The 12,845-nt window shown below is 70.8% G+C and carries 9 protein-coding genes; 1 reads left to right on the top strand and 8 read right to left on the bottom strand.

All coding sequences use genetic code 11. The annotated features are described in order from the left end of the window. Positions 1–39: 39 nt before the first annotated feature. From JW613_RS18690 to JW613_RS18655, 8 genes are all read right to left on the bottom strand, one after another. Positions 40–1,413, bottom strand: coding sequence for a ThuA domain-containing protein (locus tag JW613_RS18690; RefSeq protein ID WP_209211941.1), 1,374 nt, complete (start codon positions 1,411–1,413; stop codon positions 40–42). An 11-nt stretch (positions 1,414–1,424) separates the two neighbouring features. Next, positions 1,425–3,875, bottom strand: coding sequence for a PQQ-dependent sugar dehydrogenase (locus JW613_RS18685; RefSeq protein ID WP_209211940.1), 2,451 nt, complete (start codon positions 3,873–3,875; stop codon positions 1,425–1,427). A gap of 286 nt (positions 3,876–4,161) precedes the next feature. Then, positions 4,162–5,160, bottom strand: coding sequence for a sugar phosphate isomerase/epimerase family protein (locus JW613_RS18680; RefSeq protein ID WP_209211939.1), 999 nt, complete (start codon positions 5,158–5,160; stop codon positions 4,162–4,164). A gap of 174 nt (positions 5,161–5,334) precedes the next feature. Continuing rightward, a complete protein-coding gene (locus tag JW613_RS18675) occupies positions 5,335–6,525 on the bottom strand; it encodes a Gfo/Idh/MocA family protein (protein WP_209211938.1) in 1,191 nt (396 codons plus the stop codon). 121 nt (positions 6,526–6,646) lie between these two features. Next, a complete protein-coding gene (locus tag JW613_RS18670) occupies positions 6,647–7,708 on the bottom strand; it encodes a substrate-binding domain-containing protein (RefSeq protein ID WP_209211937.1) in 1,062 nt (353 codons plus the stop codon). After that, positions 7,705–8,715 carry an ABC transporter permease gene (locus JW613_RS18665; RefSeq protein ID WP_209211936.1) on the bottom strand — a complete coding sequence of 337 codons (1,011 nt, stop codon included), beginning with the start codon at positions 8,713–8,715 and terminating at the stop codon, positions 7,705–7,707. The genes JW613_RS18670 and JW613_RS18665 overlap by 4 nt, the downstream gene beginning before the upstream one ends. A gap of 79 nt (positions 8,716–8,794) precedes the next feature. Then, positions 8,795–10,279: a sugar ABC transporter ATP-binding protein gene (locus JW613_RS18660; RefSeq protein ID WP_209211973.1), complete on the bottom strand. Its 1,485-nt coding sequence runs from the start codon at positions 10,277–10,279 to the stop codon at positions 8,795–8,797. Between the two features lie 215 nt (positions 10,280–10,494). Next, positions 10,495–11,676, bottom strand: a complete 1,182-nt coding sequence (locus tag JW613_RS18655; protein WP_099885091.1) for an ROK family transcriptional regulator — start codon at positions 11,674–11,676, stop codon at positions 10,495–10,497. 208 nt (positions 11,677–11,884) lie between these two features. Here JW613_RS18655 and fdhD point away from each other — a divergent pair, with 208 nt between their 5' ends. Further along, a complete protein-coding gene (fdhD, locus tag JW613_RS18650; protein WP_209211935.1) occupies positions 11,885–12,736 on the top strand; it encodes a formate dehydrogenase accessory sulfurtransferase FdhD in 852 nt (283 codons plus the stop codon). The last annotated feature ends 109 nt before the right edge of the window (positions 12,737–12,845 follow it).

The raw sequence follows: 12,845 nt of genomic DNA, 5'->3' as shown, positions 1-12,845 counted from the left end.
CCGTCGCGGCCGAAGGGGTGGGTGGGCGGGAAGGGCGGATCACCCCAACCCGCGGATGCGGACGTCGCGGAAGGCGACCTCGTCCTCCTCTCCGTGGTTCTGGAGGCCCACGTACCCGTCCTTGAGGCTGCGGGCCGGATCGGTGTTGGTGTAGTCGTTGACGAGCACGCCGTTCAGATACACGCGCAGGCGTTCGCCCTCGACCCGCACCTCGTAGGTGTTCCACTCCCCCGGCGGGTTGAGTGCGGCGTCCCGCGCGGCGAGGTCGGCCGACTGGAAGCCGTAGACCGAGCCCGTCGTCTTCTCGTCGACGTCGGAGGCGTCGATCTGGATCTCGTACCCCTTCTCGACCGCCGACCAGGGGTCGTCGGAGGCGGGGAAGCCGACGAAGACACCGGAGTTGTCGTCGCCGTCCTCGCTCGCCATCTTCCAGTCGAGCTTCAGCGAGTACGAGCCGAACTCACGTGCGGCGTACCACAGCAGTCCCATGCCGCCCCGCGTGGTGAGGGTGCCGTCCGCGCTCTCCTCGAACGAACCGGGGCCCGCCTGCTTCCAGCCGTCCAGGCCGGGCCCGTCCTTGGTCCCGTCGTACAGCGGTGTGTAGCCGACCTCGGGGCGGCAGTCGGCATCGGCCGCACCGGTCGCGTACCGGATGCCGCCCAGCAGATGCTTCCGGAAGGCGGGGTCGGTGTAGGACTCCTTGGTGTGGCCCGCGCCGGTGTAGAAGGCGCGGCCACCGGCGTACTCCTGGCACCAGGCCAGCGGGTGGTCCCCGCCCATGGTGCCCCCGGAGTAGGAGTCCTCGTCCAGGCTGGCCAGGACGTGCGCCCTCGCGCGCGGGTTGGAGCGGTAGTTGTACCACTCGTCGGTACGGTTCCACTCCTCGCCCAGATGGGCGGTGGCCGGATGGCCGCGGTCCTCGATCTTCATGGTGGCGGACTGGATCGCCGGGTGCGACTCGAAGTAGGCGCCGGCCAGCCCGCCGTACCACTTCCAGTCGTACTCGGTGTCGGCGGCGGCGTGCACCCCGACATAACCGCCGCCGTCGGCGATGTACCCCTCGAAGGCCTTCTGCTGGCGCTTGTTGAGCACGTCTCCGGTGGTCGACAGGAAGACGACGGCGTCGTAGGCGGCCAGCTTCTTCGGGGTGAAGGCGGCGGCCTTCTCCGTGGCGTCGACGGTGAAGCCGTGCTGTGCGCCGAGTTGCCGTACGGCCGCGATGCCGTCGGGGATGGAGTCGTGCCGGAACCCGGCGGTCTTGGAGAAGACCAGCACCTTGCGCTGCTCGGCGGCGGACTCCCCTCCGGGCACCGCCCGGGGCTCGACCGCCTGGCTCGGCAGCGCGAACGCCCCGGCCAGCAGCGCGGTCGCCGCCGCGGTCAGAACCGTACGTCGTCGGGGGGCTGTGGTCATGGCTCCTCCCCTCATCCGGTCGTGACGGTGAAGCTGTCCAGGTCGAAGAGGGCGCCGTCGCCTCCGGTGAAGACCAGGTAGAGCTTGTCGGCGCCTTCGGGCGCACCGGTGATGTCGGTGCCCACATCGGCCCAGCCGTCCGTGGGGGAGACCTGCGCGGTGCCCAGGAGCGGCCCGTCGGGTGCGTCGGCGCGGACCTCGATGGCGCCTGCGGCCTTGCCGGTCACCCTGACGGTGAGCTTGGTGAGGTCGGCGGGCCGGTACGGGTCGTAGGAGATCCACTGCCCGTTCTGCGCCCCGGTGACGGCCTTGCCGCCCTCGGCACCGGACACATCGCCCTTGGTGACGCCGTCGGCGGCGGAGGAGAAGTGCTCGGCCTGCCGGTGCTTGGGCTGCAGGATGCTCTGCCCGTGGCTGGTCAGCGGGGGCTGTCCGTTCGCGCCGCTGTCGGTGTAGGAGGCGTCGAAGACACCGAAGATGTTGGCGTTCGGGTCGTGTTCGCCGTCGGCCAGCGTCTTGATGGTGCCCTTGCAGCCCTTGGCGGAGGTCAGCGGATGGCCGTGGCTGTCGTGGCCGAGGACGTAGGCGACCTCCACCTCGGAGCAGTCGATCTGCTCCTCCTCGGGGTCGGTGACCTGCACCTCGAAGGGGATCTCGTCGCCGAAGGAGAAGGGCTGCCCGTCGGCCGGGAGCTTCAGTTCGACCTTGGGCGCGGTGTTGCCGACGGTGATGTGCACGCTCGCGGAGCCGGTACGGCCGGAGGGGTCCTCGGCGGTGACGGTCGCGGTGTAGGTGCCGTTCTTCTCGTACGTGTGCGTCGGGTCGGCCTCGGTGGAGGTGGCTCCGTCACCGAAGTCCCAGCTCAGCTTGAGGTCGTCGCCGTCCTCGTCGGTCGCCTTCGAGGTGAAGGCGATCTTCAGCGGTGCCTGCCCGTCGCTCACGTCGCTGCTCGCCTCGACCACCGGGCTGTGGCCCTCGGTGGCGTTCTCGATGCGGTAGAGCGCCGAGTTCTCGTCGCCGCCGAACCAGTTGAGACCGTAGTCGAGGACGTACAGCGCGCCGTCGGGGCCGAAGTCCATGTCCATGACCTGGGTGCCGGACCACGGGAAGTCGTTGATCTTGACGTTGCCGCCGTTCTTGTCCTGCTCGATGCGCTTGATCCAGCGGCGGCCGAACTCGCCGGCGAAGAAGTCGCCGTCGTAGGCCTTGGGGAACGCCACCGGGGAGTCGGACTTCCTGTCGTAGCGGTAGACGGGGCCGCCCATCGGGGACTCGGAGCCGTCGCCGAACTCGGGTACGGAGGCGCCGTCGTAGGGGATCCACGCGGGCTTGGCGGCCGGCAGCTTCGTCAGGCCGGTGTTGTTCGGTGAGGTGTTCCTCGGCGCGGCGCAGTCGAACTTCTCCCCGGAGGTGCCGGTGGCGAAGTCGTAGTCGACGTAGGCCTCGTTCTTACCGGTGCAGTACGGCCAGCCGTAGTTGCCTGGTTCGGTGACCCGGGCGAACTCGACCTGTCCGGACGGGCCGCGCTTCGGGTCGGCGGCGCCCGCGTCGGGGCCGTAGTCGCCGACGTAGATCGTGTCGGTCTTCTTGTCGACGTTCATCCGGAACGGGTTGCGGAAGCCCATCGCGTAGATCTCGGGCCGGGTCTTCTTCGTACCCGGGCGGAAGAGGTTCCCGCGCGGGATCTTGTACGACCCGTCCTTCCGCACCTTGATGCGCAGGATCTTGCCGCGCAGGTCGTTGGTGTTGCCGGCCGAACGCTGCGCGTCGAAGGCGGGGTTGCGGTTCTTCCGCTCGTCGATGGGGGTGAAGCCGTCCGACTGGAACGGGTTGGAGTCGTCGCCGGTCGACAGCAGCAGATTGCCCTTGGAGTCGAAGGCGATGTCGCCGCCCACATGGCAGCAGGTGCCCCGGTTGGCGGGCACGTCGAGGATCTTCTTCTCGCTGCTCTTGTCCAGCGTGCCGTCCTTCTTGAGCACGAACCGGGCGAGCCGGTTGACGCCCTCGAATTTTTCGAAGTCGGCTGCCGTCCCGGTGTCGGGGGCGTCCCCCTCGGGGGTGTCGAGCGGCGGTGCGTAGTAGAGGTAGACGAAGCGGTTCTTGGTGAAGCGCGGGTCGACGCCGACGCCCTGCAGCCCCTCCTCGTCGTGGCTGTAGACGTCGAGTTCGCCGGCGACCTTGGTGTTGCCCTTCGCGTCGGTCAGCCGGAGGGTGCCCTCGCGGGAGGTGTGCAGCACGGAGCGGTCGGGCAGGACGGCCATCGTCATCGGCTCGCCCGTCTCGGCCACCCCCTTGGCGAGGGTCACCTGCTGGAACTCGGCTGCCGCCTGCGGCTTCTCGGGCTTGTCGGCGGCCGTGGGGGTGGGCGCCGCCTGAGCGGCCACGGCAGTCGCGCCGCTGATCAGAAGAGCGCTCGCGAGGGCTGTCACGCGGATTCGTAGTCTGCGATTTCGTTGGTGCACAGCGGTTCCTCCCTGGGAGGTAACGGGTGTCGGGTGCCGTCGTCCGGTGCCGTGCGATGCGATGCGATGCGTTGTGGTGCCTTGCGCTGCGTTGCTGTGCTGCGTTGCTGCGCTGCGTGGGCGGTTCATGGAGGGGGCGCGCTCCGGTCCCGTATGCCTCAAGGACGGTAGCGACGTTCGTCCGGGGCGGGAACCCCTTTGACGCGAGCGGCGTCGAATTTGTCCTCGCGCAGGACAAAGCAGCCCGGCAGAGCGCGCCCCCGCTCAAAAGTGGTGGTGGCAGCGGTCAGTTGCCGAAGGCCGCGTCGAAGGAGGCGGTCGGCGGGTCGTAGTCGAACGCCCGCAGCCTGGCCAGCGCCTCGGGAGCACCGGCGAGGCGGTCCATGCCCGCGTCCTCCCACTCGACGGAGACGGGCCCGTCGTAGCCGATGGCGTGCAGCATGCGGAAGACGTCCTCCCAGGCGACATCGCCGTGTCCGGCGGAGACGAAGTCCCAGCCGCGCCGGGGGTCGCCCCAGGGCAGGTGGGAGCCCAGCCGGCCGTTGCGGCCGTCCAGCCGGCGGCGGGCCTCCTTGCAGTCGACGTGATAGATCCTCTCCCGGTAGTCGTAGAGGAACCCGACCGGGTCCAGGTCCTGCCACACGAAGTGGGAGGGGTCGAAGTTGAGGCCGAAGGCGGGGCGGTGCTCGACCGCCTCCAGGGCGCGCTGGGTGGTCCAGTAGTCGTAGGCGATCTCGCTGGGGTGGACCTCGTGGGCGAAGCGCACACCCTCCGCGTCGAAGACGTCCAGGATGGGGTTCCACCGCTCGGCGAAGTCGGCGTAGCCGCGCTCGACCATCTCGGGCGGCGTCGGCGGGAACATGGCGACCAGGTGCCAGATGGAGGAGCCGGTGAAGCCGATGACGGTGCGTACGCCGAGCGCGGCGGCGGCCCGTGCGGTGTCCTTCATCTCCTCGGCGGCCCTGCGCCGTACGCCTTCGGGGTCGCCGTCGCCCCAGATGCGCGGGGCGACGATGGCCTGGTGGCGCTCGTCGATGGGGTGGTCGCAGACGGCCTGGCCGGTCAGATGGTTGGAGACGGCCCAGCACTCCAGGCCGTACTTTTCCAGCAGCCGGCGCCTGCCGTCCACGTACCCGGGTTCGTGCAGCGCCTTGTCGACCTCGAAGTGGTCGCCCCAGCAGGCCAGTTCCAGGCCGTCGTAGCCGAACTCGCGGGCCAGTCGGCAGACCTCTTCGAGCGGAAGGTCCGCCCACTGACCGGTGAACAGAGTGAACTTACGTGCCACGGTGACCTCCTACGTTCGCCTTCCCAGCATGGGGGGCTGCGCTTGCCGGCCCTGCGCCTCTGGCGCAGACCTCCCAAGCACAGCAGGGTGCAGAACCTGCGCCCCGAAGGGGCGCGGGGAACTGCGCGGCCAGCCAGAGACCAGCCGCAGCCTGCGACGGCGGGACAGGGGCACTCACCGCGGCGCCCGCGATGGAACCGCCGTATACACGCAGTCGCGCGCGGCGCTCTCCTCGACGGCAGCCAATACACACTGCACCTGCAACCCGTCGTCGAATGAGGGTTCCGGTTGGGTGCCGTCGGCAATGGCACGCACCAGGTCGCGGGCCTGGTGGGTGAAGGTGTGCTCGTAGCCGAGGCCGTGGCCCGGTGGCCACCAGCCCTCCAGATAGGGGTGGTCGTGCTCGGTGACGAGGATGCGGCGGAACCCGGCCTCGTCGGCGGCCTGGGTGTGGTCGTGGAACTGGAGCTCGTTGAGGCGCTCCAGATCGAAGGCGAGCGAGCCGAGGGTGCCGTTCAGCTCCACCCGCAGCGCGTTCTTGCGGCCTGCCGCGACGCGGGTGACCTCGAAGGAGGCGAGCGCACCCGAGTCGAGCCGGCCGGTGAAGACCGCCGCGTCGTCCACGGTGACCTGTCCCCGTTCGCCGTCGGGTTCCTCCTGGCGCAGCGGACGTTCCCGTACGAATGTCTCCGTCTGCGCGGAGACACCGGCCAGGTGCGAGCCCGCCAGGTGCTGGGCGAGGTCGACCGCGTGCGCGCCCAGGTCGCCGAGCGCGCCGGATCCCGCGGTCTCCTTGCGGAGCCGCCAGGCGAGCGGGAAGGCCGGGTCGACCAGCCAGTCCTGCAGATAGCTGACCCGGATGTGCCGCAACTCGCCCAGTCGGCCGTCCGCCACCATGCGCCGGGCCAGCGCCAGTGCGGGCGTACGGCGGTAGTTGAAGCCGACCATGGCGACCTGGCCGCGTGCCCGTGCCGCGCGGGCCGCGGCGACCATGGCCTCGGCCTCCTCGACGGTGTTGGCCAGCGGCTTCTCGCACAGCACGTGCTTGCCCGCCTCCAGCGCGGCGACGGCGATCTCGGCGTGGCTGTCGCCGGGGGTGCAGATGTCGACGAGCTGGACGTCCGGGCGGGCGATCAGCGCCCGCCAGTCGGTCTCGGCGGCGGCCCAGCCCAGCCGTCCGGCCGCGGCGCGCACGGCCGCCGGGTCACGCCCGCACACGGCGGCCAGCGCGGGACTCAGCGGCAGGTCGAAGACCCGCCCCACGGTGCGCCAGCCCTGCGAGTGCGCCTGTCCCATGAAGGCGTAGCCGACCATGCCCACCCCCAAAGGCGGCGCGGCGGCGGGCGCGGTGCTGTCGTACGGCATTGAGGTCCTCCCTCTTCGGGGTCTCCCCCGGCCGTCGGCCGGGGGGTACCCGCAGATCTGCGTCAGCGGTCGGGGCTGTGCGGCGGACGGCCCCGGCGGGCAGGGCCGAGGGCCCGCACTGTCAGGTGAAGCCGATCGGGAGGTACTCGTCGACGTTCTTCTTGGTCACCACCGCCGAGTAGAGCGTGACGTGGGCGGGGATCTCGTACTCGGCCATACCGGCGATGCCCTTGCCCTGGCCGAGCGCGCGGGCCAGGTCGATGGCGGAGGCGGCCATGGTCGGCGGGTAGAGGACGGTCGCCTTGACGACGCTGTCGTCGTCCTTGATGGCCTGCATGACGCGCTTGGAGCCGGCGCCGCCGACCATCAGGAACTCGTCCCGGCCGGCCTGCTTGATGGCGCGCTCGGCGCCGACGCCCTGGTCGTCGTCGTGGTTCCACAGCGCGTCGAAGCTGCTTTGCGCCTGGAGGAGTTGGGACATCTTCTTCTGCCCGGACTCGACGGTGAACTCGGCGGCCTGCCGGGCGACCTTCTTGATGTTGGGGTAGTTCTTGAGCGCGTCGTCGAATCCCTTGGTGCGCTCCTGGGTCAGCTCCAGGCTGTCGATCCCGGCCAGTTCGACGACCTTGGCGTTCTTCTTGTCCTTGAGCTGTTCGCCGATGTAGTGCCCGGCGTTGAGGCCCATGCCGTAGTTGTCGCCCCCGATCCAGCAGCGGTACGCCTGCTGCGAGGAGAAGATCCGGTCGAGGTTGACGACGGGTATCCCGGCGCGCATCGCCTTGAGGCCGACCTGGGTGAGCGCCTTGCCGTCGGCCGGCAGCACGACGAGCACGTCGACCTTCTTGTTGATGAGCGTCTCGATCTGGCCGACCTGGGTGGCGTTGTCGTTGGAGCCCTCGGTGGCCTCCAGGGTGACGTCCTGGTACTTCTCGGCCCGGTTCTTGGCCTGGGTGGTGATGGCGTTGAGCCAGCCGTGGTCGGCCTGCGGCCCGGCGAAGCCGATGGTGACCTTCTTGCCGGGCTTGGAGTCGGCGACGTCGGCGCCCGCCGACTCCTTGCTGTCGTCGTTGTTCTCGTTGCTGGTGCAGCCCGCGGCCAGCAGGGCCGCGCCCGCTGCCGCGGTGCCGAAGAGCATGTTTCTGCGGCTGGTTGCCGTACGGGGTGCGCGTGGGTTGTCAGTCATGAGGAGGAACGACCCTTCTGGACCAGGACGGCCGCGACGATGATCGCGCCCTTGGCGATCTGCTGGATGTCCGTCTGGAGGTTGTTGAGGGCGAACAGGTTGGTGATGGTGGTGAAGACCAGGACGCCGAGCACCGAGCCGAGGATGGTGCCGCGACCGCCGCTGAGCAGCGTGCCGCCGATGATCGCCGCGGCGATGGCGTCGAGTTCGTACAGGTTGCCGTTGGTGTTCTGGCCCGAGCCGGTGAGGATCACCAGCATGAACGCGGCGATGCCGCAGCACAGCCCGGAGAGCAGATACAGCAGCAGCCGCTGCCGTTTGACGGCGATGCCCGCCAGCCGGGAGGCCTCCGCGTTGCCGCCGACGGCCACGGTGCGACGGCCGAACGTGGTGCGGTTGAGCAGCAGCCAGCCCAGGACGCAGACGACGGCGAAGACGAGCACGATCGGCGGGACGCCCAGCACGTAGGAGTCCTTGACGCCCAGGTCCAGCACGGACTCGACGGTGACGACCTGTGTCTTGCCGTCGCTGATCTGCAGTGCCAGGCCGCGGGCCGAGGCCAGCATGGCGAGGGTGGCGATGAAGGGCACCATCGGCCCGTAGGCGATCAGCAGCCCGTTGACCAGGCCGCAGCCGACGCCGACCAGCACACTGCACAGCAGCATGCCGCCGAGTCCGAAGTCCTGGGTGGCCACCGTCGTCGCCCACACGGAGGCCAGCGCGACGATCGCACCGACGGACAGATCGATACCGCCGCCGATGATCACGAAGGTGACCCCGACGGTGACGACGCCGATGACGGACGCCTGGGTGAGGATCAGACGCAGGTTCTCCCCCGCCAGGAACTCGTCCGGCTTGGTGATCGCCCCGACGACCGCCAGCGCGAGCAGTACGCCGATGAGGGAGAGTTGCCGTACGTCGAAGGGCACCCGGCGCTTGGTCGGACCGTCCTTGGCCGGGGGCGGCGCCGGTTTCGGCGTACGGGCCACGCCTGCGGGTGAGTTCATGGAAGGTCACCTCTCGGGTGGGAGGACCGGTGGTTGGGTGCGGACTCGCCGTCGCTGTCCGCGGGCAGGGAGCGCGCCCTCATGCGGGGCTCCGCATCACCAGGTCGAGCACCCGGTGCTCGTCCAGTTCGTGGGAGGGAGCGCTGTGGACGACGCGGCCCTCGCGGAGGACCAGCACCCGGTCGGCGAGGCCGAGAACCTCGGGCAGCTCGCTGGAGACGAGCAGCACGCACACCCCGGAATCGGCGAGCCGCCGGATGACGGCGTACAACTCGGCGCGCGCGCCGACGTCCACGCCGCGGGTCGGCTCGTCCAGCAGCAGCACCCGGCAGCCGCGCAGCAGCCAGCGGGCGAGCACGGCCTTCTGCTGGTTGCCGCCGGAGAAGGTGCGCACCGGCCGCTCGGGGTCGTCGGGGCTGAGCCCCAGCTCACGGGTGTGCCGGCGGGCCTCGGCCCGCTCCCGCGCCCGGTCGAGCCAGCCGCCGCGGGAGAAGCGGGGCAGCGAGGAGACGGACACGTTGCGGGTGACGGACTCCAGCATCAGCAGCGCCTGGGACTTGCGCTCCTCGGGTGCCAGCCCGATACCGGCGCGTACGGCGGCCACGATGCTGCCGGGCCGCAGCGGCTTGCCGTCCACCAGGACCCGCCCGGCGGTGGGGCGGCGCGCGCCGTACAGCGTCTCCAGCAGCTCCGAGCGGCCGGACCCCACCAGCCCCGCCAGGCCGACGATCTCGCCGGGGCGCAGTTCCAGATCGAGCGGCTCGAACTCGCCCTGGCGCGCCAGCCCTTCGGCGACGAGAACCGGCTCGGCAGGCGGCGCGTCGTCGACCGTCGGCTCGGGGAAGGCGTACTCCACGTTCCGGCCCGTCATCCGGGCGACGAGTTCCTCGGTGGGCGTGGTGCGCGCCGGCAGGTCGCGCGCCGCGACCCGGCCGTCCTTGAGGACGGAGACACGGTCGCCGATGCGGCGGATCTCCTCCAGCCGGTGGGAGATGTAGACGACGGCGACGCCGTCCGCGGTCAGATCCCCCACGATCCGGAAGAGGTTGTCGACCTCGTCGGGATCGAGCGCCGCCGACGGCTCGTCCATGATGATCAGCCGTACGTCGTGCGAGAGGGCGCGCGCCATGGACACGACCTGTGCGCCGGCCGCTGAGAGGGAGCCCACCAGCGCCGCCGGATCGATCTCGGGGTGTCCGAGCCGGGCCAGCAGTTCAGCGGTGCGGGCCCGCGCCTCGCGGGGGCGGACGATGCCGCGGGTGGCGATCTCGTGGCCGAGGAAGACGTTCTCGGCCACGGACACGTGCTCCACCAGGTCGAGCTCCTGGTAGATGGTGGCGATGCCCAGCCGCATCGCGGAGACCGGACTGGTCAGCCGCACCGGCCTGCCCTGCCAGGTGATGTCGCCGCTGTCGGGCTGGTGGGCGCCCGCGAGCACTTTGATGAGCGTGGATTTGCCCGCCCCGTTCTGGCCGAGCAGGCAGTGCACCTCGCCTTCCTCGACGTCGATGTCGACACCGTCGAGCGCACGGACACCGGGGAACGACTTGGTGATCGAGGACATCGTCAACAGGGGCATGCAGGACCTCCGTCCCAGGGGGCCGTACGGGACTCGCTGTGCGGTAGCGGTGCAGGGCGAAAGCGGGCGGTGCAGGGCGCTGCGCTGTGCGTCGTACTGGTGGGGCGGGATGGTGCCGGTCGGTGCCTGGTGCTGTGCGCGGGGCTGTGCCGAGTGCTGTGCCGGGGGGCGTCGGTGGAAAGCGCCGACGTCGGGGTGGGCTACGCGGGCGAGAACAGGTGGTCGCTGGTGAGCCGGGCCGCGCCCGTCACCCCCGCGACCTGGCCCAACTCGCCCAGGACGATGGGAAGGTTGCCGGTCGCCAACGGCAGCGACTGGCGGTAGACCTGGGTGCGGATGCTGGCGAGCAGGGTGTGGCCCAGCCCGGTGACGCCGCCGCCGATGACGACCAGGCCGGGGTTGAAGAAGCTGACGAGCCCCGCGATGACCTGGCCCACCCGGGCGCCGCCGTCGCGGATGAGGTCCAGACTGGTGCCGTCCCCCGCGGAGGCGGCGGTGGCGATGTCGGCGGCGCCGAGGCGGCCGTTGTCCTCCAGCAGCCGGGCCAGTTCCGGCGAGCGCCCCTCACGGGCCGCCGCCTCGGCGTCCCGCGCCAGCGCGGCGCCGCCGAAGTAGGCCTCCAGGCAGCCCCGGTTGCCGCAGGCGCACTGGCGGCCGTCGGGTTCGACCTGGATGTGCCCGATGTCGCCGGCGCTGCCGGTGGTTCCGCGGTGCACATCGCCGCCGACGACGATGCCGCAGCCGATGCCGGTGCCGATCTTGACGCAGAAGAAGTCGCGCACCGAGCGGGCGACTCCGGCCTGCATCTCGCCCATGGCCATCAGGTTCACATCGTTGTCGACCATGACCGGGCACCCCAGCTCCTGGCTGAGCGCCTCCCGGACGGGGAAGCCGTCCCAGCCGGGCATGATCGGCGGCGCCACCGGCACACCCTCCGGGAAGCGGACGGGGCCGGGCACCCCGATACCCGCGCCGTCGAACCCCTCGGCGACCCCGCTGTCCCGCAGCTTGGCCACCATCGCCAGCACCTGGTCGAAGACCGCGACCGGTCCCTCGCGGACGTCCATCGGCTGGTTGAGATGGCCGAGGATCTCCAGCTCGGGGTTGGTGACGGCGACGTCGATGGAGGTGGCGCCGATGTCGACGCCCAGAAAGCGGAGTCCGGGTGCGAGCCGGATGTTGTGCGAGCGGCGCCCGCCGCGCGAGGCGGCGAGACCGTCCGCGACGACCAGCCCCGTCTCCAGCAGCCGGTCGACCTCGACGGCCAGCTTTGAGCGGGACAGGTCGACGCGGTCCCCGAGTTCGGCGCGTGACCTGGGGCCGCCGTCACGCAGCAGGCGGAGCAGCCGCGCCTGGTGCGCGTTCGCGGGCCGTGCAGTCATGCGCCTCACCGCTACCCCTCCAGCCGTCCGTGTCGGCGTCGCGTCCGGGAATGCACGGGGAACGTAGCAGTGGCGGCCGGGGTTGGGAAGAAGTTCTGCATGAACTGGTTCGACTTCTTCCCGAGAATGGACAAAGCCTCGGTGCACGGAACGCCGAGCGTTCCATTAGGGTCGGACCATCGGAGGTTCGGACCACCGGGGTGAGGTCATGGGCAGGGTCACAACACGACGCTCCGTCATCCGGATCCGGGACGGCGCGCTCAGTACGCGCCCCGACACCCTCGTCACCGAGGAGCCCCTGGAGATCCGCCTCGACGGGAAGCCGCTGGCGGTCACCATGCGCACCCCGGGCGACGACTTCGCCCTCGCGGCCGGCTTCCTGGTCAGCGAGGGGGTCATCGCCTCCGCGGCCGACGACCTCGCCGGGATCGTCTACTGCGACAGCGCCCGCGACGAGGACGGCGTCAGCACCTACAACACCGTCGACGTACGCCTGGCGCCGCACGTACCGGCGCCCGACCTCGGCACGCTGGAGCGCAACGTCTACACCACGTCCTCGTGCGGACTGTGCGGCAAGGCCAGCCTGGAGGCGGTGCGCACCACGGCGCGCTGGGAACTCGACGGCGACCGGCCGCTGGGCGTCGGCACCGAACTGCTGGCCCGGCTGCCGGACCGGCTGCGCGCCGCACAACGGGTCTTCGACCGTACGGGCGGACTGCACGCGGCCGCCCTCTTCTCGCCCGACGGCGAACTCCTCGACGTACGGGAGGACGTGGGCCGGCACAACGCCGTGGACAAGCTGGTGGGCCGTGCGGCGCAGAACGGCGCACTGCCGCTGCGCGACGCGCTGCTGATGGTCTCGGGCCGCGCCTCGTTCGAGTTGGCGCAGAAGGCCGTGATGGCGGGCATTCCGGTGCTGGCCGCCGTCTCGGCCCCCTCGTCGCTCGCCGTCGACCTGGCCCAGGAGACGGGCCTGACCCTGGTCGGCTTTCTGCGCGGCGCCTCGATGAACATCTACGCGGGCGCCCACCGGCTGTCCCTTCCGGTGGGCAACAGCTGACGGCTCCACCGAGCACCGCCGCGGGCCGGTGCGGCCCGAGTGCCCGTTGTGCGGCCGACGGCACTGACGGGCCCATGACGCGCCCGGCCACTCACGACCGTTGCACCCC

This window comes from Streptomyces smyrnaeus, from assembly GCF_017676345.1.
Lineage (GTDB): Bacteria > Actinomycetota > Actinomycetes > Streptomycetales > Streptomycetaceae > Streptomyces > Streptomyces smyrnaeus.
Note: the sequence above shows the minus strand (reverse complement) of the source record. Positions and strands in the feature narration are given on the sequence as shown.

Bases quoted from the DNA above. Each gene is read 5' to 3' on its own strand.
- JW613_RS18690 (WP_209211941.1), bottom strand. From the start codon at position 1,413: ATGACCACAGCCCCCCGACGACGTACGGTTCTGACCGCGGCGGCGACC.
- JW613_RS18675 (WP_209211938.1), bottom strand. From the start codon at position 6,525: ATGCCGTACGACAGCACCGCGCCCGCCGCCGCGCCGCCTTTGGGGGTG.
- JW613_RS18670 (WP_209211937.1), bottom strand. From the start codon at position 7,708: ATGACTGACAACCCACGCGCACCCCGTACGGCAACCAGCCGCAGAAAC.
- JW613_RS18665 (WP_209211936.1), bottom strand. From the start codon at position 8,715: ATGAACTCACCCGCAGGCGTGGCCCGTACGCCGAAACCGGCGCCGCCC.
- JW613_RS18660 (WP_209211973.1), bottom strand. From the start codon at position 10,279: ATGTCCTCGATCACCAAGTCGTTCCCCGGTGTCCGTGCGCTCGACGGT.
- JW613_RS18655 (WP_099885091.1), bottom strand. From the start codon at position 11,676: ATGACTGCACGGCCCGCGAACGCGCACCAGGCGCGGCTGCTCCGCCTG.
- fdhD (WP_209211935.1), top strand. From the start codon at position 11,885: ATGGGCAGGGTCACAACACGACGCTCCGTCATCCGGATCCGGGACGGC.